23 protein-coding genes are annotated in these 24,681 nt (G+C 74.3%); 11 read left to right on the top strand and 12 right to left on the bottom strand.

Annotated features, from left to right (window positions below):
* Nucleotides 1-29: 29 nt before the first annotated feature.
* Nucleotides 30-431 (bottom strand): PLD nuclease N-terminal domain-containing protein, encoded by a 402-nt coding sequence (locus tag KSE_RS16410; protein ID WP_014136438.1) that lies wholly within the window; start codon nucleotides 429-431, stop codon nucleotides 30-32.
* Nucleotides 432-524: 93 nt separating this feature from the next.
* On the opposite strand from KSE_RS16410, the gene KSE_RS16405 reads away from it, so the two are divergent.
* Both KSE_RS16405 and mqnP read left to right on the top strand, forming a co-directional pair.
* Nucleotides 525-1,982 (top strand): menaquinone biosynthesis decarboxylase, encoded by a 1,458-nt coding sequence (locus KSE_RS16405; RefSeq protein WP_014136437.1) that lies wholly within the window; start codon nucleotides 525-527, stop codon nucleotides 1,980-1,982.
* Nucleotides 1,983-2,064: 82 nt separating this feature from the next.
* Nucleotides 2,065-2,967, top strand: a complete 903-nt coding sequence (mqnP, locus tag KSE_RS16400) for a menaquinone biosynthesis prenyltransferase MqnP (RefSeq protein WP_014136436.1) — start codon at nucleotides 2,065-2,067, stop codon at nucleotides 2,965-2,967.
* An 82-nt stretch (nucleotides 2,968-3,049) separates the two neighbouring features.
* On the opposite strand, the gene KSE_RS16395 is transcribed toward mqnP, so the two are convergent.
* The 6 genes from KSE_RS16395 to KSE_RS16370 are packed head-to-tail and all read right to left on the bottom strand — an operon-like array spanning nucleotide 3,050 to nucleotide 9,662.
* Nucleotides 3,050-5,704 (bottom strand): fumarate reductase/succinate dehydrogenase flavoprotein subunit, encoded by a 2,655-nt coding sequence (locus tag KSE_RS16395; protein WP_014136435.1) that lies wholly within the window; start codon nucleotides 5,702-5,704, stop codon nucleotides 3,050-3,052.
* 22 nt (nucleotides 5,705-5,726) lie between these two features.
* Nucleotides 5,727-6,443: an ABC transporter ATP-binding protein gene (locus tag KSE_RS16390; protein ID WP_014136434.1), complete on the bottom strand. Its 717-nt coding sequence runs from the start codon at nucleotides 6,441-6,443 to the stop codon at nucleotides 5,727-5,729.
* The gene (locus KSE_RS16385) at nucleotides 6,440-7,225 is read right to left on the bottom strand and encodes an ABC transporter permease (protein WP_014136433.1); all 786 of its coding nucleotides are present in this window, start codon (nucleotides 7,223-7,225) and stop codon (nucleotides 6,440-6,442) included. The genes KSE_RS16390 and KSE_RS16385 overlap by 4 nt, the downstream gene beginning before the upstream one ends.
* Nucleotides 7,222-8,601 (bottom strand): ABC transporter substrate-binding protein, encoded by a 1,380-nt coding sequence (locus tag KSE_RS16380; protein ID WP_014136432.1) that lies wholly within the window; start codon nucleotides 8,599-8,601, stop codon nucleotides 7,222-7,224. The genes KSE_RS16385 and KSE_RS16380 overlap by 4 nt, the downstream gene beginning before the upstream one ends.
* An 11-nt stretch (nucleotides 8,602-8,612) precedes the next feature.
* Nucleotides 8,613-8,840: a 4Fe-4S dicluster domain-containing protein gene (locus KSE_RS16375; protein WP_014136431.1), complete on the bottom strand. Its 228-nt coding sequence runs from the start codon at nucleotides 8,838-8,840 to the stop codon at nucleotides 8,613-8,615.
* A 57-nt stretch (nucleotides 8,841-8,897) separates the two neighbouring features.
* Nucleotides 8,898-9,662 (bottom strand): GntR family transcriptional regulator, encoded by a 765-nt coding sequence (locus KSE_RS16370; protein WP_014136430.1) that lies wholly within the window; start codon nucleotides 9,660-9,662, stop codon nucleotides 8,898-8,900.
* A gap of 212 nt (nucleotides 9,663-9,874) precedes the next feature.
* Between KSE_RS16370 and KSE_RS16365 the strand changes: the two genes are divergently transcribed.
* Nucleotides 9,875-10,252, top strand: a complete 378-nt coding sequence (locus KSE_RS16365; protein ID WP_014136429.1) for a VOC family protein — start codon at nucleotides 9,875-9,877, stop codon at nucleotides 10,250-10,252.
* Between the two features lie 3 nt (nucleotides 10,253-10,255).
* Here the strand turns inward: KSE_RS16365 and KSE_RS16360 are convergent, their stop codons facing one another.
* Both KSE_RS16360 and KSE_RS16355 read right to left on the bottom strand, forming a co-directional pair.
* The gene (locus KSE_RS16360; protein ID WP_014136428.1) at nucleotides 10,256-10,966 is read right to left on the bottom strand and encodes an MOSC domain-containing protein; all 711 of its coding nucleotides are present in this window, start codon (nucleotides 10,964-10,966) and stop codon (nucleotides 10,256-10,258) included.
* A 101-nt stretch (nucleotides 10,967-11,067) separates the two neighbouring features.
* A complete protein-coding gene (locus KSE_RS16355; protein WP_014136427.1) occupies nucleotides 11,068-11,808 on the bottom strand; it encodes a cyclase family protein in 741 nt (246 codons plus the stop codon).
* A 72-nt stretch (nucleotides 11,809-11,880) separates the two neighbouring features.
* Here KSE_RS16355 and KSE_RS16350 point away from each other — a divergent pair, with 72 nt between their 5' ends.
* The 6 genes from KSE_RS16350 (at nucleotide 11,881) to KSE_RS16325 (ending at nucleotide 17,556) form a co-directional block, all read left to right on the top strand.
* Nucleotides 11,881-12,558 carry a UbiX family flavin prenyltransferase gene (locus KSE_RS16350; RefSeq protein ID WP_014136426.1) on the top strand — a complete coding sequence of 226 codons (678 nt, stop codon included), beginning with the start codon at nucleotides 11,881-11,883 and terminating at the stop codon, nucleotides 12,556-12,558.
* A 118-nt stretch (nucleotides 12,559-12,676) separates the two neighbouring features.
* Nucleotides 12,677-13,138, top strand: a complete 462-nt coding sequence (locus tag KSE_RS16345; RefSeq protein WP_030462120.1) for an Lrp/AsnC family transcriptional regulator — start codon at nucleotides 12,677-12,679, stop codon at nucleotides 13,136-13,138.
* 83 nt (nucleotides 13,139-13,221) lie between these two features.
* Nucleotides 13,222-14,184: a threonine ammonia-lyase gene (locus KSE_RS16340; protein ID WP_014136424.1), complete on the top strand. Its 963-nt coding sequence runs from the start codon at nucleotides 13,222-13,224 to the stop codon at nucleotides 14,182-14,184.
* A gap of 53 nt (nucleotides 14,185-14,237) precedes the next feature.
* Entirely contained in the window at nucleotides 14,238-15,401 is a 1,164-nt protein-coding gene (gene mqnE / locus KSE_RS16335; protein WP_014136423.1) for an aminofutalosine synthase MqnE, read from the top strand.
* A 199-nt stretch (nucleotides 15,402-15,600) separates the two neighbouring features.
* Nucleotides 15,601-16,515 (top strand): L,D-transpeptidase family protein, encoded by a 915-nt coding sequence (locus KSE_RS16330; protein WP_014136422.1) that lies wholly within the window; start codon nucleotides 15,601-15,603, stop codon nucleotides 16,513-16,515.
* Between the two features lie 96 nt (nucleotides 16,516-16,611).
* A complete protein-coding gene (locus KSE_RS16325; protein WP_014136421.1) occupies nucleotides 16,612-17,556 on the top strand; it encodes a beta-ketoacyl-ACP synthase III in 945 nt (314 codons plus the stop codon).
* A 180-nt stretch (nucleotides 17,557-17,736) separates the two neighbouring features.
* Here KSE_RS16325 and KSE_RS16320 read toward each other — a convergent pair whose 3' ends face one another.
* Nucleotides 17,737-18,378 (bottom strand): TetR family transcriptional regulator, encoded by a 642-nt coding sequence (locus tag KSE_RS16320; RefSeq protein ID WP_014136420.1) that lies wholly within the window; start codon nucleotides 18,376-18,378, stop codon nucleotides 17,737-17,739.
* A gap of 304 nt (nucleotides 18,379-18,682) precedes the next feature.
* Here KSE_RS16320 and KSE_RS16315 point away from each other — a divergent pair, with 304 nt between their 5' ends.
* Nucleotides 18,683-21,052, top strand: a complete 2,370-nt coding sequence (locus KSE_RS16315; RefSeq protein WP_014136419.1) for a serine/threonine-protein kinase — start codon at nucleotides 18,683-18,685, stop codon at nucleotides 21,050-21,052.
* 71 nt (nucleotides 21,053-21,123) lie between these two features.
* Here the strand turns inward: KSE_RS16315 and galE are convergent, their stop codons facing one another.
* The gene (gene galE / locus KSE_RS16310) at nucleotides 21,124-22,098 is read right to left on the bottom strand and encodes a UDP-glucose 4-epimerase GalE (RefSeq protein ID WP_014136418.1); all 975 of its coding nucleotides are present in this window, start codon (nucleotides 22,096-22,098) and stop codon (nucleotides 21,124-21,126) included.
* 143 nt (nucleotides 22,099-22,241) lie between these two features.
* On the opposite strand from galE, the gene KSE_RS16305 reads away from it, so the two are divergent.
* Nucleotides 22,242-23,327 (top strand): S1C family serine protease, encoded by a 1,086-nt coding sequence (locus KSE_RS16305; protein ID WP_051055846.1) that lies wholly within the window; start codon nucleotides 22,242-22,244, stop codon nucleotides 23,325-23,327.
* Between the two features lie 96 nt (nucleotides 23,328-23,423).
* On the opposite strand, the gene KSE_RS16300 is transcribed toward KSE_RS16305, so the two are convergent.
* Nucleotides 23,424-24,578: a sensor histidine kinase gene (locus tag KSE_RS16300; protein WP_033257745.1), complete on the bottom strand. Its 1,155-nt coding sequence runs from the start codon at nucleotides 24,576-24,578 to the stop codon at nucleotides 23,424-23,426.
* Nucleotides 24,579-24,681 lie beyond the last annotated feature (103 nt).

The following is a 24,681-nucleotide window of genomic DNA, read 5'->3' as shown; positions in this document are numbered from 1 at the left end:
CGGATGGTAGGGATGCGCCAAAAGGCGCATCAGGGCTTGGGACGGCCCTCGTCCTCGGGGCCGTCGCCGCCGCGGCGCAGCTCCTCCTCGCGGCGGCGCAGGTCCGCCTCCCACTGCTTGAGCATGTCCTCGTGCTGCTCGTTGCCGCGCTTCAGCGAGGCCAGGAACTCCGGGTCGTCGTCCGGCGCGAGCGGGCGCCGGGGGCGCTCGTACTCCGGGTACCCGGCGGTCGGGCCGGCCGGCCAGGGGGCCCGGCGGCGGCGGGCGCCGGTGCGGTCGCGGCCGGCCACCAGCCAGGCGATCGAGCCGACCAGCGGGAAGAACAGCACGACGATCACCCAGACCACCTTGGGCAGGTGGCGTATCTCGTCCTCGGGGGTGGTCAGGCAGTCGATGAACGCCCAGACCCAGAGGGCCAGCAGCGCCACCATGGGCACGACTCTCAGCACAGCGCGGAACTCCGGTGACGTTTCGGACAGGACCCTTGGCGGCCTCAGGTTAGCCCGTGCCGGATACTGACAGGTATGGCATACGACGATCTCCGTTCCTTCCTCCGGGCGCTGGAGCGGGAAGGCGACCTGAAACGGATCAAGGTCGAGGTCGACCCCTACCTGGAGGTCGGCGAGATCGTCGACCGGGTGCAGAAGGCCAAGGGTCCCGCGCTGCTCTTCGAGAACGTCAAGGGCTCGGCGATGCCGCTGGCCATGAACGTCTTCGGCACCGAGCGGCGGCTCTCCAAGGCGCTCGGCCTCAAGTCGCCCGACGACATCGCCGAGAAGATCGGCGGCCTGCTCAAGCCCGAACTGCCGCAGGGCTTCACCGGCTTCCGGGACGCGTTCGGCAAGCTCGCCTCGATGGCGCACGTCCCGCCGCGGAACGTGAAGTCCGCCGACGCGCCGGTCCACGAGGTGGTGCTCACCGGCGACGACGTCGACCTGGAGCGGCTGCCCGCGCTGTTCACCTGGCCGCTGGACGGCGGCTCCTTCTTCAACCTCGGCCTCACCCACACCAAGGACCCGGACTCGGGCGTCCGCAACCTCGGCCTGTACCGGCTGCAGCGGCACGACAAGCGCACCATCGGCATGCACTGGCAGATCCACAAGGACAGCCGCAACCACGCCGCGGTGGCCGCCAGGCGCGGCGAGAAGCTGCCGGTCGCGATCGCCTTCGGCTGCCCGCCGGCCGTCACCTACGCGGCCACCGCGCCGCTGCCCGGCGACATCGACGAGTACCTGTTCGCCGGGTTCGTCGCGGGCGAGCGGGTCCGGATGGTCGACTGCAAGACCGTCCCGCTGCAGGTCCCGGCGGACGCCGAGGTGGTGCTGGAGGGCTGGCTGGAGCCCGGCGAGCTGCTGCCCGAGGGCCCGTTCGGCGACCACACCGGCTTCTACACCCCGCAGGAGCCGTTCCCGGCGCTGACCATCGACTGCGTGACGACGCGCCGCCGCCCGCTGCTGCAGTCCATCGTGGTCGGCCGGCCGCCGACCGAGGACGGGCCGCTCGGCAAGTTCACCGAGCGCTTCTTCCTGCCGCTGCTCAAGGTGATCATCCCGGACATCGTCGACTACGACCTGCCCGAGGCCGGCGGCTTCCACAACTGCGTGATCGTCTCGATCGACAAGAAGTACCCGAAGCACGCGCAGAAGGTCATGCACGCCATCTGGGGCGCCCACATGATGTCGCTGACCAAGCTGATCATCGTGGTGGACGCCGACTGCGACGTGCACGACTACCAGGAGGTCGCCTGGCGGGCCCTGGGCAACGTCGACTACAGCCGGGACCTCTCGGTCGTCGAGGGCCCGGTCGACCACCTGGACCACGCCTCCTACCAGCAGTTCTGGGGCGGCAAGGCGGGCATCGACGCCACCCGCAAGCTCCCCGAGGAGGGCTACACCCGCGACGGCGGCTGGCCCGAGATGGTCGCCTCCGACCCGGAGACCGCGGCCCGGGTCACCCGCCGCTGGAAGGAGTACGGACTGTGACACCCGACAGCCTGCCGGACGTGGTCCGGGCGCAGGAAGCCCTTCCCCGCACCCGCGGGGGTCAGCCGGAGCACGGGCTCTGATGACGACAGCCGACGCCTTCGAGGCCCCGCCGAGCCGGACCCGGGCCTTCCTGCGGCTGGTCGCGATCGAGCACTCGGTGTTCGCGCTGCCCTTCGCCTACATCGCCGCGCTCACCGCGATGTTCCTCGCCGACCGGTCGGTGCACTGGCGCGAGCTGCTGCTGGTCACCGTCTGCATGGTCGGCCTGCGCACCTTCGCGATGGCCGCCAACCGGATCATCGACCGCGAGATCGACGCCCGGAACCCGCGCACCGCCGGCCGCGAGCTGGTCACCGGCGCCGTCTCGGTGCGCACCGCGTACACCGGCTCGGCGGTCGCGCTGGTGGTCTTCCTCGGCTCGGCGGCGCTGCTGAACCCGCTCTGCCTGCTGCTGGCGCCGGTCGCGGTCGTCCCGATGGTGGTCTACCCGTACGGCAAGCGGTTCACCGACTTCCCGCAGGCGATCCTCGGCCTGGCCCAGGCGATGGGCCCGATCGGGGCCTGGCTGGCGGTCACCGGCAGCTGGTCCTGGGAGGCGGTGGTGCTCGGCCTGGCGGTCGGCGTCTGGATCGGCGGCTTCGACCTGATCTACGCCTGCCAGGACGTCGCGGCCGACCGCGGCACCGGCGTGCGCTCCGTCCCGGCCCGGTTCGGCGTCCCCGCCGCGATCACCGGCGCCCGGGTCTGCCACGCGGTCACCACCGCGCTGCTCGCCTGGTACGCGGTGCTGACCGACGCGGGCGCGTTCTTCTGGTGCGGGCTCGCCGTGGTGGCCGGGGCGTTCGTCTACGAGCACACCATCGTCAAGCCGCACGACCTGTCCCGGCTGAACCGGGCGTTCTTCTCCACCAACGGGTTCGTCGGCATCTCGCTGTTCGCCTTCGCCCTGATCGACCTGATCAGCCGCGGTCTGACGGTCTGACGGTCCGGCGGTCCGGTCGACGGCTGATGGCCGGGGGCGCGCGGGTGCACCGCGCGCCCCCGGTCGCGCTCCCGACCGGCCGCTACGCCCCCTTCAGCGCCAGCCGGGCGTACGCCCGGACGTCCGCGTCGCCGTCCGCGAGGCGTTCGCGCAGGGCCGCCTCGACGGCCGGTTCGGCGGTGCCCGCCGCCAGCGCGCGGACGGCGGCCTTGCGGACGTCGGCGTTCCCGTCCGCGGCCAGGGCGGCCAGCGCCGGCCAGCGGCCGGCGGCGCCGAGGACGCCCGCGGCGGCCTTGCGGACCTGCCAGGCCGGGTCGGGGCGTTCGGCGAGGTCGGCCAGGCCGGCTCCGCCGAGGGCGGCGGCGCCGGTGAGGGCGCCGGCCCGGACGAGCGGGTCCGGGTCGGCGGCGAGCCGGGCGAGGGTCGGGGCGGCGGTGGGGGAGCCGACGGCGCCCAGTCCTTCGCCGACGGCGACCCGGACCTCGCGGGCGGGGTCGGCCGCGCCGGCGGCCAGCGCGGCGGCCGCGTCCAGGGCGACCAGGCCGCGGACGGCCTGGAGCCGTACCGGTGTCTCCGGGTCGCGCAGGCCGGCGGCGAACAGCTCCACCGAGCCGGTCCGCAGGGCGCGGGCGAGTTCCTGGACGCTGGCCCGGACCACCGGGTCGGGGGAGTCGGCGGCGGCGGCCAGCGCGTCCCCGAGCGAGGCGTCGAGCACCTCGACCAGTTCGCGCAGGCCGGCGGTGGCCGCGCCGCGGACCCGCCCGTCGGGGTCGCCGAGCGCGGCGGCCAGCGCGCGGCCGGTGCCGTCGGGGGTGTGTTCGGTGAGGGCGGCGACGGCGGCCAGCCGGACGTCCGGGTCGGGGTCGGTCAGGTAGCCGATGACCGCCGGGCCCTCGGCCCGCAGGACTTCCAGCACCCGGCCGCGCGGTCTGGCCGCCCCGGCGGCGGCCGTCCGGTCGGGGGCGGCGGCGCTCACTCCGGTCCGGCCGACCACCATCGCCTCGACGGTGCCGAGCAGTTCGACCTCTCCGGCGGGCGGTTCCAGCCCGTCGACGGGGACGAGGTAGGGCGCGACCGGCCGGGTCAGGAACTCCATCGCGCCGTCGGCCCGCCGGCGCAGGTTGAGGTGCCGGAACCAGCGGCCGTCGTCCCGCCCGGGGCGGTCCAGGCGCTGGTGGTAGAGGCCCCAGCGGGACTCCTCGCGGGCCAGCGAGGCGCGGGCGGCCATCTCGGCGCAGTCCCGGATGAAGTCGACCTCGACCGCCCGCATCAGTTCGTGCGGGGTGCGGGCGCCGATCGAGGCGACCTCGCCGCGCATCCGCTCGAAGTGGTCGAGCGCGACGGAGAGCCGGGCGCCGGTCTTCGGCGGGGCGATGTAGTCGTTGACGAAGCGCCGCAGCTTGTACTCGACCTGCTGCTGCGGCGGCCCGTCGGGGTGCTCCAGCGCCCGGTAGACCAGCCGGTGCGCGTCGGCGACCTGGTCGTCCGGCAACGCGGCCCGCACGGCGGGGAGTCGGCCGGCGGCGTGGGTGCCGGCCAGCTCGCCGAAGACGAACGCCCCGATCATGTAGTTGTGCGGCACGCAGGCCAGGTCGCCGGCCGCGTACAGCCCCGGCACGGTGGTCGCGGCGTTCTCGTCCACCCAGACGCCGCTCGCGCTGTGGCCGCCGCACAGGCCGATCTCGGAGATGTGCATCTCGACGTCGTGGGTGCGGTAGTCGTGGCCGCGCCCGGCGTGGAAGGTGCCCCGGCTGGGGCGCTCGGTGGTGTGCAGGATCGACTCCAGGGCCTGCACGGTCTCCTCCGGCAGGTGGGTGGTCCGCAGGTACACCGGGCCGCGCTCGGAGGCGAGTTCGACCGCGAACTCGGCCATCATCTGCCCCGACCAGTAGTCGGAGTCGACGAACCGCTCCCCGTGCCGGTTCACCTGGTAGCCGCCGAACGGGTTGGCGACGTACGCGCAGGCCGGCCCGTTGTAGTCCTTGATCAGCGGGTTGATCTGGAAGCACTCGATGCCGGACAGCTCCGCGCCCGCGTGGTACGCCATCGCGTAGCCGTCGCCCGCGTTGGTCGGGTTCTCGTAGGTGCCGTACAGGTAGCCGCTGCTCGGCAGCCCGAGCCGTCCGCACGGCCCGGTGGCCAGCACCACCGCCCCGGCCGAGACCAGCACGAACTCGCCGCTGCGGGTGTCGAACCCGGCCGCGCCGACCGCCCGCCCGCCGTCGGTGAGCACCCGCACCGGCATCACCCGGTTCTCGATGGTGACCTTCTCGCGCATCCGGCGCTCGCGCAGGACGCGGTACAGCACCTTCTTGACGTCCTTGCCCTCCGGCATCGGCAGCACGTACGACCCGGAGCGGTGCACCTGCCGCACCGCGTACTCGCCGTGCTCGTCCTTCTCGAACTTGACGCCGTAGCGCTCCAGCCGCCGCACCATGTCGAAGCCGCGCCGGGCGGTCTGCCGGACGGTCGCCTGGTTGACGATGCCGTCGTTGGCCCGGGTGATCTCGGCGACGTACGCGTCCGGGTCGGCCCGGCCCGGGACGATCGCGTTGTTGACGCCGTCCATGCCCATCGCGAGCGCCCCGGAGTGGCGCACGTGCGCCTTCTCCAGCAGCAGGACGCGCGCCCCGGCCTCGGCGGCGGCGATCGCGGCCATCGACCCGGCGGTGCCGCCGCCGACCACCAGGACGTCGCACTCCAGCCGGCGCGCCTCGCTGATCTCGGGTGTGCGCATCTCCGTTGCCTCTCAGGTGGGTTCAGGCGTACGAGGTGAGGAGCAGCGCGCGCAGCGCGCTCCGGTCGGCCGCGGGGTCGCGCGGCCCGGGGACGTCGTGCAGGGCGGCCAGGGTGCCGCCGGCCAGCACCGCGACCCGGTCGCCGAGCAGCAGCGCCTCGTCCACGTCGTGGGTCACGAAGACCACCGTGCAGCGCTCCTTCTCCCAGACGGCCAGCAGGAGTTGCTGCATCGCGGCGCGGGTCTGCGGGTCGAGCGCGCCGAACGGCTCGTCCATCAGCACGGCCTTCGGGGCGCCGACCAACGCCCTTGCCAGCTGGACGCGTTGGCGCTGCCCGCCGGACAACTCCCTTGGCAGCCGGTCGCCGTGGCCCTCCAGGCCGACCCGGGCCAGCCAGTCGGCGACCGGGGCGCGCCGCTCGGCGCGCTTCGATCCGGCGATGGCCAGCGGGAGTTCGACGTTGCGGCGGACGGTGCGCCAGGGCAGCAGCCCGTCCTCCTGGAAGACCAGCGCCCGGTCCGCCCCCGGCCCGGCCAACGGCCGCCCGTCGGCCAGCAGTTCGCCGCCGGTGGGCGGCAGCAGTCCGGCCAGCGCCCGCAGCAGGGTCGACTTGCCGCAGCCGGACGGGCCGAGCACGGTCAGCACCTCGCCCGGCGCGACGTCCAGTTCGACGCCGCGCAGCACCGGCCGCCCCGGGTGGCCGACGTCCAGGCCGCGCGCGGTCAGTCGCAGGCTCATCCCCGCACCCCCGCCGGGGCGGCGGCCGGCAGCCAGCGGGTCAGCCGCCGGCCGAGCAGTTCGACCGCGCCGGAGGTGGCCCAGCCGAGCAGGCCGATGGTGGCCATCCCGACGAACACCCCCGGGTAGTCCAGCACCGTGTACGCGGACCAGGTGCGGTAGCCGACGCCGTACTGCCCGGAGACCATCTCGGCGGAGATCACGCAGATCCACGAGACGCCCAGGCCGACCGAGAGCCCGCCGACCACCCCGGGCAGCGCGCCCGGCAGCACCACGCCGAACAGCACCCGGCCGGTCCCGCCGCCCATCGTGCGGACCGCCTCCTCCCAGCGCGGCGGCACCGCCCGCACCGCGTGCCGGGTGGCGACCGTGACCGGGAAGAACGCGGCGGCGCAGGTGATGAACACGATGCCCTGCTCGTTCTCCGGGAACAGCATGATCGCCACCGGGACGAGCGCGATCGCCGGGATCGGCCGGACCAGCTCCAGCACCGGGCCGACCAGGTCGGCGGCCAGCCGCGAGCGGGCGGTCAGCACCCCGGTGCCGACGCCGAGCAGCGCGGCCAGCGCGAAGCCGGTGGAGATCCGCCGCAGGCTGTCGGCCAGGTCCTGCCAGTACACGGCGGTGCCGAGCTGCGCCCGCAGCGCGTCGAGCACCTCCAGCACCGTCGGCAGGTGGTCGAACCGCACCCAGAACTCCACCTTGCAGGCGGTGAGCAGCTGCCACAGCCCGAGGAAGCCGAGCAGCGCCGCCGCCCGCAGCAGCCTGCGCCCCGCGGTCACGAGGCGTCCAGCGCTTGCCGGTAGGTCAGCGCGGCGGCGGACGGGTGGGCGGCCAGGTAGGCCCGGGCGCCGTCCTCGGTGGTGAAGGGCTTGAAGGCGTCGCCGTCCCGCACCCACCAGTCCTGGTCGGCGAACCAGCGGGTGCCGGTGGCCGCGTCCGGCACGTACGCGGCCCGGAGCTTGCCGCCGCCGGCCTTGACGGCCCTGAGCAGGCAGGTCGGGTCGGCGGCCGGACGGGTCGCGTCCTCGCCCTCGTACCAGAGCTCGCCGGCCAGCGCCGGGTCGGTGACGGGCCGGCCGCAGACCGGGTCGGTGCCGGTGATCCGGGCGGGTTCGCCGTCGCTCACGCCGGCGTCCCGCAGGTAGGACGGGTCGACGAAGCGGTCCGGGTCGAGCGCCTTGAGCACGCCGACCGAGGCGAGGAACGGCACGTCCGCGCGCAGCGCGGCCAGCAGCCGGGGGTCGAGGGCGGTGGCGAAGGTGGCGACGCCGTTCGGGCCGTTGTAGAGGTACACCACCTCGGGCGGCAGGCCGGTGGCCTCGGCGACGGCCCGGGCGGCGGCCAGCGGGTGCTGGTTGAGGTCGCGGGTGGCGGTGTCCTGGGCGCGCAGGAAGGCCCGGACGACGCCGGGGTGCGCGGTGCCGAACTTCTGCCGGACCACGACGCCGTGCAGGGTCGGCCGGCCGAGCGCGGCGCCGTCGTACAGCAGCCGCCCGTCCCCGGCGAACACCACCGCGGCCGGCCAGGCCACGAACTGGGCCAGCGCGTCCACGCTGTGCGCCTTCAGCGCGGAGGCGCCGACGGCCGGCTGCTGGTTCTGCTTCTGGATGTCGGCCTCGGCGACCCCGGCCCTGGCCAGGGCCTGCACCAGGGTGCCGTCGGAGGCCGAGCCGACCGAGCTGGAGACCTTCTTGCCCTTCAGGTCGGCCAGCGTGCGCGCGGGCGAGTCCTTCGGCACCACCACGGAGTTGAGCGCGCCCAGCAGGTTGTAGCCGGTCACCGAGACCAGCCGGGTGCCGGGCCCGCCGGCCGCCTGGGCCCGGGAGCCGTTGATCAGCAGCGGGTAGTCGCCCATCGAGCCGATGTCGATCTTGTCGGCGAGCATCTGCGCGGTGATCGGCGCGCCCGCGTCGTAGTCCTGCCAGACCACCTTGTAGCGGTGCCCGTCCTGCTTGCCCAGCTCGGCGAGCTGCTGCTCGAAGAAGCCGCGGGAGCGCAGCAGCGTCCCGGCGGTGACGGTGTTGATGGTCTTCGACTGGTAGCCGACCACCACCTCGACGGTGTCCTGGCCGCCGCCGGACGAGCACCCGGCCGCCGCCGCGACCAGGGCCGAGGCCAGCGCCAGGACGCCCGACTTCCTTGTGGTACGAGACATCTGACGCATCTTCAGCGAATCAGGTAGGGCATGTTGACGGTGACGGCCCCGGTGGGGCAGCGGGCGGCGCAGGGGCCGCAGTACCAGCACTCGTCCACGTGCATGTAGGCGCTGCCGCTCTGCTCGTCGATCGCCAGCGAGTCCAGCGGGCACATGTCGACGCACAGGGTGCAGCCGGCGATGCACAGCGAGGCGTCGATGGTCACGGGCACGTCGGTGCGCTGGTCGGCGAGCGCCATCGGGACAACTCCAGGGTGAGGAAGGTCGGTTGGGGGTGTGCTCGGGGGTGTGCGGGGTCAGGTCAGGTCGCGCAGCAGGCGGCCGCGCATGGCCAGCCGGTCGCCGCGGAAGCGCACGTACTCCAGGTCCACCGGGCGGCCGTCGGCCAGCGTGGTGAGCCGCTCCAGCATCAACAGCGCCGCCCCGCGCGGGACTTCGAGCACCGCGGCGGAGTGCGCGTCGGCGTTGACGGCCTCCAGGGTGATGTCGGCGGCGCCCAGCGGCTGCCCGGCGGCCTCCTCGATCAGCCGGAACACGTCCCGGTGCGCGAGGTCGGCGGGCTCCAGCAGGGCGCCGATGTCCGGCGCCAGGTAGGTCAGGTCCAGCGACAGCGGCAGCCCGTTCAGCCGGCGCAGCCGCTCGACGTACACCACGTCCGCCCCGTCCGGCAGGCCGAACCGGCGGGCCACCGCCCCCGGCGCCCGGACCGGCCCGAACGAGCGGACCTCGTTCACCACCTCGCCGTGCTCGTGCAGGGTCTCGGCCAGGCCCTCCAGCCGGTTCAGCCCGTGCGGCACCTTCTCCGCCGCCACCAGCGTCCCCGACCCCGGCACCCGGCGCACCAGGCCCTCGCCGCGCAGCAGGTCGAGCGCCTGCCGCACGGTGTTCCGGGACGCGCCGAACTCCCGTGCCAGCGCGTCCTCGTGCGGCAGCGGGCCGGTCCCGAACGCCTCGCTCAGCACCTGCTGCCGCAGCACGTCCGCGACCTGCCGGGCCCGGTCGGCCCGCGGCCGCCTGGCCTGTCCGCCGCTCCGGCTGGGAACGGTGTTGTCGCTGGTCATCGGGTCTGCTCCGGCCCTCGGCTGCGCTGTCCGCGGCAACCCTAGGGCCGGGGCGGCCCGGTTTTCGTTGCCGGACCATTACGCCACCTGACGGCCCGTCGGGGACCGCCCCCACCTGCGCGGACGCCGCCCCGGCCGGATGAACCGCCACCCGCCGCCCCGGTGCGCCATGCTGGAAACCGGGGGACACCGCGAGCGGAACGGGGAACACGATGATCGGCACACTGCGGTGCGTGGTGCTGGACTGCCACTACCCGGCCGGCCTGGCCCAGTTCTACGCCGCCCTGCTCGGCGGCGAGGTCGACCGCCCCGACCCGCGCTGGACGCTCCACGACGCCTGGTCCACCGTCCACCTGCCCGACGGCCGGGTGCTCTGCTTCCAGCGGGTCGAGGACTACCGCCCGCCGATCTGGCCCGACCCGGCCCACCCGCAGCAGCTGCACCTCGACATCGACGTCGCCGACCCGGCCGCCGCCGAGACCGCGGCGGTCGCGCTCGGCGCCGAGGTCAAGTCCCGGCACCAGGGTTCGACGGTCCTCACCGACCCGGCCGGCCACCCGTTCTGCCTGGTCCCGCACCCCGCCGGCTGAGGCTCAGGCCAGCGAGAGCGCGTCCCCGACCCGCAGCCGGCCCGGCCGGGCCACCGCGGCCAGCGCCGCCAGCTCGCCGTCCCGCTCGTGGACGATCGTCTTCAGGATCTCCGGCGAGTGCGGCAGCCCGGGCTGCGCCGCCCCGACCATCGCGCACCGCGGGCTGGCCCGGACGAACGCCAGCCGCGCCCCGCCCTTCACCCGGCCCTCCCGGCCGAACCAGCCGTCCTCGGTGAACGGCGGCGTCCCCGGCGGGGTGCGCAGCAGCACGTTCGGCCGGAACCGGCGCTCGTCCACCACCGCGGACGGCACCGCCCGGACCACCCAGTCCAGGGTGGCGGTGGTGAGCACGCTCACCGGCAGCTCGTCGAAGTGCGACACCGCGTCCTCGCGGGCCAGCGCGACGTCCTCCTGCTCCAGGTAGGCGCGCAGGAAGGAGTCCGGGTCCGGCACCGGCATGCCCAGCGGGTCGAACAGCTCGGGGCCGTCGATCCGGGCGCCGAGCCGGGCGCTCAGCCGCAGCAGCCCGTCCATCCGGCGGAAGCGCCGGGTGTTCTTCCCGGAGCCGAGCTTCCCGGCGCCGTCGCGCACCGCGTACAGGCGGTCGCCGACCAGGCCGCGCTCCTCCACCTCGACGGCGTCCAGCAGCTCGCCGCCCGCGGACTTCACGGGGTAGCGCCACAGGCGCTCGACGACACCGACGATCTCAGGCATGGCGGGAGCCTAGCGGGGCGCTCCCGGCATGGTCTAGACCAAGTCGCGGAAGCGAGGGGGCCGTTGGGCTCCCCGGCCCGCCCCGGCCCGCCCGGGCCGGCTCATCCGAGCCGCGCCACCGCCCGCACCGGCGCCCCGTCCGCCGCCGTCAGCCGCAGTGGGAACAGCGAGACCTCCACCGGCCGCCCGGCCGCCTGCGCCTCCAGCAGCGCCGACAGGTCGGTCAGGTTCTCCGCGATCACCCCGCCCCCGTCCGGGCCCAGCAGCACCCGGTGCGCCGCCAGCGTCGCCTGCTCCGGCGCCGGGTCGTGCTCGTCCGCCAGCTCGGCCAGCAGGCTGGCCACCGCCGGGTCGGACGGCCCGGGGTCGGGCGTCGGGTCCACCGAGAGCGCGTCGATGCCCACCGTCCGGACCCCCGCCGCGACGATGGCCGCGGCCGCCCCGGCCGAGAGGTAGGGGTGCGCGAAGTACCGGTCGGTCCCCCAGTAGCGCGGCCAGCCGGTCGCCAGCAGCAGCACCGTCCCCGGCCCGCAGGCCGCCAGCGCCCGCGCCAGGTGCTCCTCCGTCACCTCGCCCCGGGCCGGCAGCCCGCGCAGGTCCACCACCACGGCGGGCCCGGTGAACAGCTCCAGCGGCAGCCCGTCCAGCGTCGGCCACCGCACGTCCAGGTGGTACGGCGCGTCCACGTGCGTCCCGGTCTGCGACCCCAGGTGCACCGCCAGCACGTTCACCCCCTCGCCCGCCACCGTGAGCGCCGCCCGCAACTCCACCTCGGGATCCCCCGGGTACACCGGCATCCCGGACACCACCGGATGCGTCAGATCCACCAACTCGGCTGCCATGACCCCATTGTGGGCCCCCGACCCGCCCGGCGGACGCGGGGGAGCGGGCCGGGAGCCCGCACAATGGGACCCATGAGCACCACCCGCGAGCCCTGGGTCGTCGGCGTGTCCGGCGCCAGCGGCACCCCGTACGCCGCCTCGGTGATCCGCGCGCTGCTGGCCGCCGGGGAGCCCGTCGACCTGATCGTCAGCCGGGCCGCCCGGCTGACCATCCTGGACGAGACCGGCCTCTCCTTCCGCGACGCGCACTGGCGGGCCGACCTGGCCGCCTGGCTGGGCACCGGCGAGGAGGAGCTGGCCGACGTCCGGCACTGGTCGGCGGGCGACTTCGCGGCCGGCCCGTCCTCCGGCTCCTACCCGGCGAAGGGCATGCTGGTCGTCCCGGCGACCACCGGCGCCGCCGCCGGCATCGCGCTCGGCCTCTCCAAGGACCTGCTCCAGCGCACCGCCTCGGTCACCCTGAAGGAGCGCCGCCCGCTGGTGCTCTGCCTGCGCGAGACCCCGCTGACCGGCAGCACGCTGCGCCACCTGGTGGCGCTGGACGAGCAGGGCGCGGTCGTGCTGCCGGCCTCGCCGGGCTTCTACGCGGGCGGGTCGACCGCCCGCGAGCTGGTCGACTTCGTGGCCGGCCGGGTGCTGGACGCGGTCGGCGTCCCGCACGGGCTGTACCGCCGCTGGTCGGGCACCCTCGGCGAGAGCGCCGGCACGCCGGAGAACCACCCGCGAAACGGACCGCGCCGGGGTGAGTGAGCGCCCTCGTCACGGGAGAGTATGTTCTCTGGGATACCCGGGTTGATCGGCGCGCAGCGCCTTGGATTCCGGATAATGATCTGTGGTTCTGGTGAGCTTCGGAAGGACGCGGCAGGCGATGGACTCTGTGGACAGACAGCTCATCCAGGCACTCCGGGAGAACGGCCGCGCCTCGTACGCCGAGCTGGGCCGCCTGGTGGGCCTGTCCGGGCCGAGCGTGACGGACCGGATCAACCGCCTGGAGCAGGCGGGCGTGATCACCGGCTACCGCGCCACGGTCAACCCGGCGACCCTCGGCTACGGGGTGACGGCGCTGATCGGCCTGCAGCTCACCGACGCGGCCGACCACGACGACGTCTCGCACCGGCTGAAGGACCTCCCCGAGGTCGAGGACTGCTGGTTCATCGCGGGCGACGACTCGTACATGCTCAAGGTCCGGGTGCCGGACGTCGAGGGCCTGGAGTCGGTGGTCAAGCGGCTCTCCGGCACCAAGGGGGTGGCCCGCACCCGGACGACGGTGGTGCTGTCCACCAAGTGGGAGAACCGGGTCAGCGAACTCCCGCTGCACCTCGCCGAATAGGCCCGGCCCCGAGACCCGGCCCCCGGCCCCGAGTTCCGAGTCCGGCCCCGAGTTCCGAGCCCAGCCCCGGAGGAGCGCCCGTCATGTCCCTGGTCGACCTGGAAGACCTGCGCGCCGCCCAGCGCCGGATCGCCGGCACGGCGGTGCGCACCCCGCTGCTGCCCTGCCCGTGGGCGGAGGACGGCGGGCGGCGGCTCTGGCTGAAGCCGGAGGGCCTCCAGCCGACCGGGGCGTTCAAGATCCGCGGCGCGACGAACCGGCTGGCCGCGCTCACCGACGAGGAGCGGGCCAGGGGCGTGGTCGCCCAGTCCAGCGGCAACCACGCCCAGGCGGTGGCGTACGCGGCGCGGCGGCTCGGGATCAAGGCGGTGATCGTGATGCCCGACACCTCGCCCGCCGTGAAGATCGAGAACACCCGCGCGTTCGGCGCCGAGGTGGTGATCGTGACCGCCGAGCAGCGCGACACCGTCCCGGCCGAGCTGGCCGCCGAGCACGGCTACGTGTGGGTGCCGCCGTACGACGACCCGTACGTCATCGCGGGCCAGGGCACCGTCGGCCTGGAGATCGCCGAGGACGCCCCGGACGAGCTGGACACCGTGCTGGTGCCGGTCTCCGGCGGCGGGCTGATCTCCGGGACGGCCGCCGCGCTCAAGCTGGCCTGCCCGGGCGTCCGGGTGGTCGGCGTGGAGCCGGAGCTGGCGGCCGACGCGCAACAGAGCCTGCGCGCGGGCGTCCGCACCGCCTGGCCGGTCGCCGACACCTACCGGACCATCGCCGACGGCCTGCGCACCCCGTCGGTCGGCGTCCTCCCGTTCGAGCACCTCACCGCCTACGTGGACGACATCGTCACCGTCTCCGAGGACGAGATCCGGGCCACCGTCGCCCTGCTGGCCCGGCGCGGCCGGCTGGTCGCCGAGCCCTCCGGCGCGGTCGCCCCCGCCGCCTACTTCCACCGCGCCGGGGAGCTCGGCGGGAGGGTGTTCGCGGCCGTGGTCAGCGGTGGCAACCTCGACCCCGCCCTGCTGGCCGATCTGCTGGCTACCTAGGCGTAGTCTCGGTTCCGGCAACGAATCGAAGTCGCAAGGAGGCGGAGCGCCGCATGGACGCAGGGCTCAAGCGCGAGCTGGAGGCGAAGGTCTACGCCGGTGAGCGGCTGACCCGCGAGGACGGGATCGCGCTCTACGAGAGCGACGACCTGGCCTGGCTGGGCGGCCTGGCGCACCACGTGCGGACGCGGAAGAACGGCGACGTCGTCCACTTCAACGTCAACCGCCACCTGAACATGACCAACGTCTGCAGCGCCTCCTGCGCGTACTGCTCGTTCCAGCGCAAGCCGGGCGAGAAGGACGCGTACACGATGCGGATCGAGGAGGCCGTCCGGCTCGCCAAGGCGATGGAGTCGGAGTCGCTGACCGAGCTGCACATCGTCAACGGCCTGCACCCGACCCTGCCGTGGCGCTACTACCCGCGCTCCCTCAAGGAGCTGAAGGCGGCGCTGCCGAACGTCTCGCTGAAGGCGTTCACCGCCACCGAGATCCACTGGTTCGAGCGGATCAGCGGCCTGAGCGCGAGCGAGATCCTGGACGAGCTGATCGAGGCCGGCCTGGAGTCGCTGACCGGCGGCGGCGCGGAGATCTTCGACTGGGAGGTCCGCCAGCACATCGTCGACCACGACACCCACTGGGAGGACTGGTCGCGGATCCACCGCCTGGCGCACGAGAAGGGCCTGAAGACCCCGGCCACCATGCTCTACGGCCACATCGAGGAGCCCCGGCACCGGGTCGACCACGTGCTGCGGCTGCGCGAGCTGCAGGACGAGACCGGCGGCTTCCAGGTCTTCATCCCGCTGCGCTACCAGCACGACTTCCACGACTCCAAGGACGGCAAGGTCCGCAACCGCCTGATGGCGCGCACCGAGATGGCCACCGGCGCCGAGGCGCTGAAGACCTTCGCGGTGTCCCGGCTGCTGTTCGACAACGTCCCGCACGTCAAGGTCTTCTGGGTGATGCACGGCGTCACCACCGCCCAGCTGGCGCTCAGCCACGGCGCGGACGACATGGACGGCTCGGTGGTCGAGTACAAGATCACCCACGACGCGGACAACTTCGGCACCCCGAACAAGCTGGGCCGCGACGACCTGCTCGGCCTGATCCGGGACGCCGGCTTCCGCCCGGTCGAGCGGAACACCCGCTACGAGATCATCCGCGAGTACGACGGCCCGGACCTGAACCGCCGGGAGACCCCGCAGGCGATGCGCCTCTGACCCCCGTGGGTCCGGCCCGCGCCCGGTGACCGGTTTCCGGCCACCGGGCGCGGGCCGTTCCCGGGGGGCGCGCGGGGTCGGAACGCGCAACCGGGGCGGTTGTCGTGACGGAGAAACGTTTCCGCTGGCGCGTATGCTCACAGGCTCATCACACGGCCCGGGTTCCGCCGCGTCCATGAGGTCTGGGAGGATCGTCCGCATGTCCGGTTCCCATCGTTCCGCCTCGCACCGCCGTCCGGCCGCCGCGCCGTCCGACCGGGACGAGGCCGGGCAGCCCCAGGGCCGAGCCGCCGCCCGCCGCAGCCGCCGCAAGCCGAAGGCGCGCCGGGCCCGCAAGTTCACCGTCGGCACCGCGACCCTGCTGGCCCTCGCGGCCGGCTGGTTCACCGTCGGCCCCGGCCGGAACTTCCAGGACGCCACCGCCAGCGCGGCCCCCGACCGGGAGCCCGAGGTCGTCCCGATGCAGGCCGCCGAGGCCCAGCACACCGAGGCGCCCGCCGCGGACCGCTCCGACCGGGACAAGATCACCAGCATCCCGGGCATCGGCGCCGACTGGATGTCCAAGGTCCCGGCCGGCACCCGCCAGCTGCTGGTCGCCAGCGGCAAGGACAAGGACTCCTCCGACAACACCGTCACGCTGTGGACCCGCGGCGACGACGGCAGCTGGCAGGCCGGCCAGGCCTGGCCGGCCCACAACGCCTACAAGGGCTGGACCGCCGACCACCGCTCCGGCGACCTGCGCAGCCCGATCGGCCTGTTCTCGCTCACCGACGCGGGCGGCCGCAAGGCCGACCCCGGCTCCAAGCTCCCGTACGACGAGAACAAGAAGTTCGTGATGTCCGGGCGCGGCTTCAACAACGAGCCGCTGGCCGGCTCCTTCGACTACGTGGTCGCGATCAACTACAACCGGGTCGAGGGCACCTCCCCGCTGGACACCACCTACCCGCAGGGCGCCGCCAAGGGCGGCGGCATCTGGCTGCACCTCGACCACGGCGGCCCCACCCACGGCTGCGTCTCGCTCACCGAGGACCACATGGTCGAGCTGATCCGGACCCTCGACCCGGCGCTGCACCCGATGATCCTGATGGGCGACGCCCCCGCGCTGGCCGCCTGACCCCGGCCGGTTTGTGAGGTTTTTACAGCATCCGGCACCCGATCCTGTGCCGGGGCGTTACCTCCTGACTCACCGGTAACCCGGTTGAGTGGCTGTATGACCGCCTCCCGCATCGTGGCGCTTGGCCACCACCAGCCGTCGAAGGTCCTCGGCAACGACGAGCTCTCGGCGATGGTCGACACCGACGACGAGTGGATCCGCTCCCGGGTCGGCATCCGCACCCGGCACATCGCGCAGGAGGAGACCCTGGTCGACCTCGCGGTCGCCGCCGCCGAGAAGGCCCTCGCCCACGCGGGCGTGACGCCCGACCAGGTCGACCTGGTCGCCGTCGCCACCTGCACCGCGGTCGAGCGCAGCCCCAACACCGCCGCCGCCGTCGCCGCCCGCCTCGGCATCCCCGCCCCCGCCGCGTACGAGCTGAACACCGCCTGCTCGGGCTTCTCGTACGCGCTGGCCACCGCCGACCACGCGATCCGGGCCGGCGCGGCCACCCGGGCGCTGGTGGTCGGCGTGGAGCGGATGTCCGACATCATCGACTGGACCGACCGCACCACCTGCGTGATCTTCGGCGACGGCGCGGGCGCCGCCGTGCTGGAGGCGGTCCCCGACGAGCAGGCCGGCATCGGCCCGGTGGTGTGGGGCTCCGAGCCGGAGAAGGGCGAGGCGGTCGCGATCAGCGGCTGGAAGCCGGTCATCAGCCAGCAGGGCCAGACCGTGTTCCGCTGGGCCACCACCCAGGTCGCCCCGCTGGCCCGGAAGGCCTGCGAGAAGGCCGGCATCGAGCCGTCCGAGCTGCGCGGCTTCGTCGCCCACCAGGCCAACCTGCGGATCATCGACGCCATCGCCGGCAAGCTCGGCCTGGCCGAGGACGCGGTGGTCGCCCGCGACGTGGTCGACTCCGGCAACACCTCCGCCGCCTCGATCCCGCTCGCCCTCTCCAAGCTGGTCGAGCGCGGCGAGCTGCACAGCGGCGACCCGGTGCTGCTGTTCGGCTTCGGCGGCGGCCTGGCCTACGCCGGGCAGGTCGTGCGCTGCCCCTGACGGGTCGGCGGGGCCGGAGACGGCGGAGGGGCGGCCGGGAGGAGAACATCCTCCCGGCCGCCCCTCCGTCCGTTGAAGGACGGCGCTCCGCGGTACGTCGGCGAACCTCCCCCGAGGCACGGCCGCATCCGACACACCCGGACAGGAACCGGGGCCGAGCGCCAGTGGCGGGCTGCTGTCTTACTTCGGCGGCTTCTTTCCGGTGACTCCCAGGTACACCTGGAGCGCCAGGTTGGGCTTGAGGTCCTTGACCTTCACGCCCCACGAGGTGAACGCCTTGCCGTGCTCGGCGGCCGAGGCGAGCAGCGACACCAGGGCGCCGGCGATCGCCGCCGGTTCGACCGTCTTGTCGGTCTTGCCCTGATTGTTGCGCACGGCTTCGGTGAGCGGGCCGGCCACCGAGTTGAGGACCTTCATGCGGATCTTGAAGAACCGCTTGTCCCCTTCCGCGGCACCGAGTGTGACCACTCGGAGAATGGCGTCATTCTTGCGCCAGAAGGCGAGGAATCCGTCCACCAGTTCTTCGGAAGTGGTGAAGCCGGTCTTTCCCGCCCAGGACTTTCCATCGACGAGCTCTTTGAGCCCGCCGCTGTCCTCGGCCATTTCCTCGGCGATCTCAAGGACTGCGCCCTCGACATCCGGGAAGTACTGGTAGAAGGTCGCGGGGGAGGTTCCCGCCATACGGGCGACGTCGATGACCTTGACGTCCCGGTACGGCGACGTGCTGAGCATCTCGCGGAGGCAGTCGAGCAGCTTCTGCCGCGTCTCCTGTCCGCGCCGCCCGGCGACGCGACCGTCGACGGTGCGAACTTGTCCTGTCATGCCGTCAGCTTACAGCGGCAAGATCTTGGCGCTAATCGGTAGTGCGACTATTAGTCCGGGCGAGGGGGGAAAACGTGCCTTTTCCGCGTGAGTTGTTGCCCCCCCGTGTGCTGATGACCCCACAGCGTGACGACAAGTCAGCTGGGGGCCGTCCGGGTGGTGCCGCCGGGCCACTCGGAGGGCGGGGCTCCGGTACCCGGGGGCGTGTCCCGGGCGGGGGAGATTGGCTCCCGGGCGGCGGGCATTGGAGAATCGGGGGGCGCCACCGCCGGGGGGCGTTGGCGGAAGGGGAGGTGGCTGAGGAGTGGACCAGCTGACGGCGCACGATCCGAGGCGGATCGGGCCCTTCGAAGTGCTGGCCCGGCTCGGCGCGGGCGGCATGGGCCTGGTGTACCTGGCCCGGTCGGCCTCGGGGCGCCGGGTGGCCATCAAGACCGTCCGCAGCGAGCTGGCCGAGGACAACCTGTTCCGGGTCCGCTTCGCCCGCGAGATCGCCGCGGCCAAGACGGTCGGCGGCTTCTACACCGCCGCCGTGGTGGACGCGGACGCCGACGCGGCCGTCCCGTGGCTGGCCACCGCGTACGTGCCCGCGCCCTCGCTGGAGGACCTGGTCAACGACTGCGGGCCGCTGCCCGCCGACGCGGTGCGCTGGCTGACCGCGGGCATCGCCGAGGCGCTGCAGTCCATCCACGCGGCCGGGCTGGTGCACCGGGACCTCAAGCCGTCCAACGTGCTGGTGGTCGAGGACGGGCCGCGGGTGATCGACTTCGGCATCGCCGCCGGGGTCTCCAGCACCCGGCTGACCATGACCAACGTCGCGGTCGGCACGCCCGCCTACATGTCGCCCGAGCAGGCCCGCGACAGCCGCAGCGTGACCGGCGCCAGCGACGTGTTCTCGCTCGGCTCGCTGGTGGTGTTCTGCGCCACCGGGCACCCGCCGTACCGCGGCGCCAACCCGGTCGAGACGGTGTTCCAGCTGCTGCGCGACCAGCCCGACCTGTCCGGGCTGCCGGCCGAGCTGGTCGACCTGGTGCGGGCCTGCATGCGGCCCGCCGCCGAGCACCGGCCGACTCCCGCCCAGATCCAGGCCGAGCTGGCCCCGCACCTGTTCTCCCGGGAGGACGCCTCCGGCGAGGCCGGCGACTGGCTGCCGCCCGCCGCGCTCGACCTGATCGAGGCCAAGCGCAGCAGCAGGCGCCCCGTCGCCGCCCAGCAGCCGGCCCGCCCGCCGGCGCAGCCGCAGCCGCAGTCGGGGCTCCAGGCCCCGCCGCCGTCCCAGCGGCAGGTCGAGCTGCCGGCCCAGCCGGTCGGGCCGCCGCCGCTGCCGCCGGTGCCGGTCGCGGCCCGGGCCGCCGGGGCCGGGCCGGTCTCCGAGTCCGAGATCGCCACCGAGCGGGTCCGTCCGCACCGCCGCCCGGAGCCCGGCGGCCCCGGGGGCCCGGACGGCGAGATCCGGCTGTCCGGGGCGCAGGTGCCGATAGGCCCCGGGCCGCGGGCGGAGCCCGCCGCGCCCGTGCCCGCCCCGGCCGGCACCGACTGGGTGCGCCGCAGCCCGGCCCCGTCCGCCGCCCCGCCGCAGCCCGCGGCCCGCTGGCGGCCCTGGCGGTTCCGGATGTCGAACGACGTGTGGGGCACCCCGGTGGTCGCCGACGGCACGCTGTTCGCCTCCAGCTTCGAGGTGCACGCGCTGGACATCGGCTCCGGCGAGCGCCGCTGGAAGACCCGGGACGTGGCCTGGGCGCTGGCCGTGGACGGCGGCCGGGTGCACGCCGCCGACGGCCCGCACCTGTACACGGTGGACGCCGCCGACGGCACCGAGCGCTGGCGCCACTCGCTGGACGGCTGGGTGTACGCGCTGGACGCCGCCGACGGCGTGCTCTGCTGCGGCGTGCGCGGCGGCGGCGTGCAGCTGCGCGCGGCGGCCACCGGCGCCGAGCTGTGGCGGACCGACGACGCCCAGCAGGAGTACGAGAACCCGCAGTCCGGGCCGGCGCTGATCGCCGGCGCCGCCTACTACCAGGGCGGCGGCCGGCTGCACTGCGTGGACCCGCTGGGCGGCGGGGTGCGCTGGGCGGTGCCGCTGGGCGGCGAGGTGCCGTCCCGCCCGGTCGAGCGCGGCGGCGTGCTGTACGTGACGTCCGGTCAGCGGGTGCACGCGCTGGACGCGGCCACCGGCGCCGAGCGCTGGCGGTTCGACGCGCCGGTGGTGCTGTTCACCCCGCCCGCGGTGGACGGCCGCGCGGTGTACGTCGCCGACTACCTCGGCACCCTGTACGCGCTGGACGCCGCCACCGGCCGCGGCCTGTGGCGGGCCGCCACCGCCGCCCGGCAGGGCGCCGAGCCGGCCGTGGTCGCCGACGGGACGGTACTGCTGGGCTCCGGCGACACGCTGTTCGCCTTCGAGGCGGCCGGCGGCCGGGAGCGCTGGCGCTACACCACCCGGGGCGAGCTGGTCGGATCCCCGGCGGTCGCCGAGGGCCTGGTCCACCTGGGCAGCCGCGACCAGTCGCTGCACACCCTGGAGCTGGCCACCGGCCGGCTGCGCTGGGAGCTGGGCACCAAGGGCGAGCTGACCGGCTCCCCGGTGGCGGTCGGCGGCCGGGTGTTCGTCGGCTCCAAGGACCGCTGCGTGTACGCGCTGGACTCCTTCTACGGCACCGCCGTCCCGCAGTAGGCCGGGAGGAAACGGTACGGCCCCGGACCTCGCGCGAGGTCCGGGGCCGCTGCCGTACGGGCGGGCCGGGGCTACGGGTGGCGGTGCTGCCAGCCGGCCCAGGCCGAGGCGACCATCTCGCGGACGTCGTGGCGGGCGCTCCAGCCGAGCTCCTGCCGGATCAGGTCGGCGGCGGCCACCACCCGGGCCGGGTCGCCGGCCCGCCGCGGGGTGATCTCGGGGGTGGTGTCCAGGCCGGTCACCGCGCCGATCTCGGCCAGCATCTCCCGCACCGAGACGCCCTCGCCGCGGCCGATGTTCAGGGCCAGGTTGACCCGCTCCTGCGGCCCGGCCGCGTTCAGCCGGCGGACCGCCGCCAGGTGGGCGGAGGCGATGTCCGAGACGTGGATGAAGTCGCGGACGCAGGTGCCGTCCGGGGTCGGGTAGTCGGCGCCGAAGACCCGCGGCGGCTGCCCGGCGGCCAGCCGCTCGAACACCATCGGGACCAGGTTGGTGACGCCCTCGTCGGACAGCTCGGGGGAGGCCGCGCCCGCCACGTTGAAGTAGCGCAGCGCCACGGTGGACATCCCGTAGGCGGTGGCGGAGGCGTTCAGCAGCCACTCGCCGACCAGCTTGGTCTCGCCGTACGGGTTGATCGGCGCGCACGGGGTCGACTCGGTCACCAGGTCGACGTCCGGCATGCCGTAGACGGCGGCGGAGGAGGAGAGCAGGATCCGGCGCACGCCGCCGGCCACCGCGGCCTCCAGCACCAGGCGCAGGCCCTCGACGTTCTCCTGGTAGTAGTGCAGCGGCTCGCTGACCGACTCGCCGACCTGCTTCTTGGCGGCGATGTGCAGGATGCCGGTCACGCCGTGCTCGGCGATCACCTTGTCCAGCAGCGGGCGGTCCAGCGTGGAGCCCACCACCAGGGGGACGCCGGCCGGCAGGCGGTCGGCGGAGCCGCTGCTCAGGTCGTCCAGGACGACCACCGGCTCGCCGGCCTCGGCCAGCTCCTTGACTACGTGTCCGCCGATGTAACCGGCACCGCCGGTGATCAACCAGGTCATGGGCCGATCCTAGACGGCGGCCATTTGCCGGTGGTGTGGTGTGTCCGCACGAGCATTCGGACATTTCGGTGCAATAGTGACGAAGCTCTGTCCAGCGACCGGAGGTGGCCGCCGTGCGCCCGAAGAAGGAACCGACCCGTCCGATCCCGGCCGGTCCCCGGCCCACCGGGCCCAAGCTGTGGCTCGGGCCCGCGGCGGCGATCGCCGCCGCGGCGCTGCTGGCGACGGGTTGCTCCAGTTCGAAGGACGGCACCGGCGCGGCGGCCGACAGCTCCTCGTCCTCGTCCGCGCCCGCCCCGTCCAGCAGCAACCAGCTGGAGCAGGACTACCAGCAGGTGATCTCGCAGGTGCTGCCCTCCGTGGTGCAGATCACCGCGGGCGACAGCCTCGGCTCCGGGATCGTCTTCGACGACAAGGGCGACATCGTCACCAACGCGCACGTGGTCGGCACCGCCACCACCTTCACCGTGACGCTGGCCAACAGCACCAAGCCGCTGGACGCCACCCTGGTCGGCAGCTACCCGGAGTCCGACCTCGCGGTGATCAAGCTGTCCAGCACGCCCAGCGGCCTCAAGCCGGCGGCCTTCGCGGACAGCGCGAAGGTCTCGGTCGGGCAGATCACGCTGGCGATGGGCAGCCCGCTCGGGCTGTCCAGCAGCGTCACCCAGGGCATCGTCTCGGCGGTCGGGCGGACGGTCAGCGAGCCGCAGTCGGCCGGCTCGCCCGGCGCCACCATCGGCAACATGGTGCAGACCTCGGCCGCGATCAACCCCGGCAACAGCGGCGGCGCGCTGGTCAACCTCTCCAGCCAGGTGATCGGGATCAACACGCTGACCGCCGTCGACCCGGAGCTGAACGGCTCGGCCGCGCCCGGCATCGGCTTCGCCATCCCGGCGGCCACCGTCACCAGCATCGCCAACCAGCTGATCAAGGACGGCAAGGTCAGCAACTCCGGCCGGGCCGCGCTCGGGGTGACCGTCCGCCCGTACTTCGACGCGAACTTCCAGCCGGCCGGCGCCGCGGTGGTCTCGGTGACCGGCGGCGGCCCCGCAGCCTCCGCCGGGCTGCAGGCGGGCGACGTGATCACCAAGGTCAACGACACCGCGATCAGCGGCCCCTCCGCGCTGACCACCGCGCTGGCCTCGCTCAGCCCCGGCGACAAGGTCACCGTCGGCTACCAGCGGGACGGGCAGGGCAAGACCGCGGAGGTCACCCTCGGGACGCTGTAGCGCCCGACAGGCCCGGGCCCGGAGTGCCGTACCGCGCAAGGGAGGCGGCGCTCCGGGCCCGTCCACGTCCGGCCGGCGGTCACCGCCCGGCGGGTGTCACCGCCTGGGCCCGGAGCGGGTGTGCCAGGGGAGCTCGACGGTCACCAGGGTCGGGCCCTCGGCCGGGCTCTCGACCACGAACGCGCCGTCCACCGACTCGGCGCGCTCGGCCAGCCCGGCCAGCCCGCCGCCCGGGTGCACCCGGGCGCCGCCCCGGCCGTCGTCGCGCACCGTCAGCATCAGCCGGCCGTCCTGGCGCCAGACGTCCACCGCCGCGGTGCGGGCGCCGGAGTGCTTGGCGGCGTTGGTCAGCAGCTCGGTGACGGTGAAGTAGGCGATGCCCTCGACCGCGGAGTCGGGGCGCTCGCCGCCCAGCTCGACGTGCACCCGGACGCCGCCCGGCAGCGCGGTGCGGGCCGCGACCGAGGAGAGCGCGGCGTCCAGCCCGCGGTCGGTGAGCACGGCGGGGTGGATGCCGCGGGCCAGGTCGCGCAGCTCCTGGAGGGCGAGCTTGACCTCGCCGTGCGCCGCGTCGACCATCTGCCGGGCGGACGCCGGATCCTCCTCCAGCTTCTCCTTGGCCAGGCCGAGGTCCATCGCCAGCGCCACCAGCCGGGCCTGCGCGCCGTCGTGCAGGTCGCGCTCGATCCGGCGCAGGTCGGCGGCGGCGGTGTCGACCACCACGCCCCGGTCGTCCTCCAGCTCGCGGACCCGCTCGGCCAGCGCGCCCGGCGACAGCAGCGCCTCCACCAGCCAGCGGGAGACCGCGGAGATCGCCCGCATCGCCCAGGGCAGCACCGGCCAGCCGACCACCAGCAGCACCAGCGTCAGGGCGAAGGTGACGATGCCCCAGACCAGCAGCACCGCGCAGTACAGCGCGGAGCGCCAGCCCAGCCCGTCGCCCAGCGCCGCCACCACCCGGCCGGCCACCCCGGCCCGGGCCGGGCGCAGCGGCTCCGGCTCGGCCACCGCGCTGCCCAGCTCGGAGCGCGCCCGGGACCGGCCCAGCCGGCCGAACCAGCGGCAGCAGGCCAGCCCGAGGGCCAGCAGCGGCAGCCCCACCACCGTCACCGCCAGGCCCAGGCCGGTGGTCAGCAGCACCACCGCCACCACGAACCCGGCCAGCCCGACCGGCAGGTTCAGCAGCGCGTTGCGCACCTCCCGCCACAGCTGGGCCCCGTACAACGACGGGCGCTTCACCTCGTCCTCCATGGTCGGCGCCCTCTCCTGGTGATCTCGCCGGTGCTTGTCGATCACCAGCATCCCGCCCGGTGACCGCCCCCCGCCATGGTGCTGCACACCGTCTTCGTCCGGG

Origin of the sequence: Kitasatospora setae KM-6054 (assembly GCF_000269985.1) — a bacterium.
In the GTDB taxonomy this organism is placed as follows: Bacteria; Actinomycetota; Actinomycetes; order Streptomycetales; family Streptomycetaceae; genus Kitasatospora; species Kitasatospora setae.
The sequence above is the reverse complement of the archived record's forward strand: the minus strand, read 5'-3'. Positions and strand labels throughout refer to the sequence as shown.

What these genes read in the sequence shown, in the direction of transcription:
- mqnP (WP_014136436.1), top strand. Translation starts at nt 2,065, where the DNA reads ATGACGACAGCCGACGCCTTCGAGGCCCCGCCGAGCCGGACCCGGGCC.
- KSE_RS16390 (WP_014136434.1), bottom strand. Translation starts at nt 6,443, where the DNA reads ATGAGCCTGCGACTGACCGCGCGCGGCCTGGACGTCGGCCACCCGGGG.
- KSE_RS16340 (WP_014136424.1), top strand. Translation starts at nt 13,222, where the DNA reads ATGTCCCTGGTCGACCTGGAAGACCTGCGCGCCGCCCAGCGCCGGATC.
- KSE_RS16345 (WP_030462120.1), top strand. Translation starts at nt 12,677, where the DNA reads ATGGACTCTGTGGACAGACAGCTCATCCAGGCACTCCGGGAGAACGGC.
- KSE_RS16325 (WP_014136421.1), top strand. Translation starts at nt 16,612, where the DNA reads ATGACCGCCTCCCGCATCGTGGCGCTTGGCCACCACCAGCCGTCGAAG.
- galE (WP_014136418.1), bottom strand. Translation starts at nt 22,098, where the DNA reads ATGACCTGGTTGATCACCGGCGGTGCCGGTTACATCGGCGGACACGTA.
- KSE_RS16405 (WP_014136437.1), top strand. Translation starts at nt 525, where the DNA reads ATGGCATACGACGATCTCCGTTCCTTCCTCCGGGCGCTGGAGCGGGAA.
- KSE_RS16330 (WP_014136422.1), top strand. Translation starts at nt 15,601, where the DNA reads ATGTCCGGTTCCCATCGTTCCGCCTCGCACCGCCGTCCGGCCGCCGCG.
- KSE_RS16320 (WP_014136420.1), bottom strand. Translation starts at nt 18,378, where the DNA reads ATGACAGGACAAGTTCGCACCGTCGACGGTCGCGTCGCCGGGCGGCGC.
- KSE_RS16360 (WP_014136428.1), bottom strand. Translation starts at nt 10,966, where the DNA reads ATGCCTGAGATCGTCGGTGTCGTCGAGCGCCTGTGGCGCTACCCCGTG.
- KSE_RS16375 (WP_014136431.1), bottom strand. Translation starts at nt 8,840, where the DNA reads ATGGCGCTCGCCGACCAGCGCACCGACGTGCCCGTGACCATCGACGCC.
- KSE_RS16355 (WP_014136427.1), bottom strand. Translation starts at nt 11,808, where the DNA reads ATGGCAGCCGAGTTGGTGGATCTGACGCATCCGGTGGTGTCCGGGATG.
- KSE_RS16370 (WP_014136430.1), bottom strand. Translation starts at nt 9,662, where the DNA reads ATGACCAGCGACAACACCGTTCCCAGCCGGAGCGGCGGACAGGCCAGG.
- KSE_RS16300 (WP_033257745.1), bottom strand. Translation starts at nt 24,578, where the DNA reads ATGGAGGACGAGGTGAAGCGCCCGTCGTTGTACGGGGCCCAGCTGTGG.
- KSE_RS16365 (WP_014136429.1), top strand. Translation starts at nt 9,875, where the DNA reads ATGATCGGCACACTGCGGTGCGTGGTGCTGGACTGCCACTACCCGGCC.
- KSE_RS16350 (WP_014136426.1), top strand. Translation starts at nt 11,881, where the DNA reads ATGAGCACCACCCGCGAGCCCTGGGTCGTCGGCGTGTCCGGCGCCAGC.
- KSE_RS16410 (WP_014136438.1), bottom strand. Translation starts at nt 431, where the DNA reads ATGGTGGCGCTGCTGGCCCTCTGGGTCTGGGCGTTCATCGACTGCCTG.
- KSE_RS16395 (WP_014136435.1), bottom strand. Translation starts at nt 5,704, where the DNA reads ATGCGCACACCCGAGATCAGCGAGGCGCGCCGGCTGGAGTGCGACGTC.
- mqnE (WP_014136423.1), top strand. Translation starts at nt 14,238, where the DNA reads ATGGACGCAGGGCTCAAGCGCGAGCTGGAGGCGAAGGTCTACGCCGGT.
- KSE_RS16380 (WP_014136432.1), bottom strand. Translation starts at nt 8,601, where the DNA reads ATGTCTCGTACCACAAGGAAGTCGGGCGTCCTGGCGCTGGCCTCGGCC.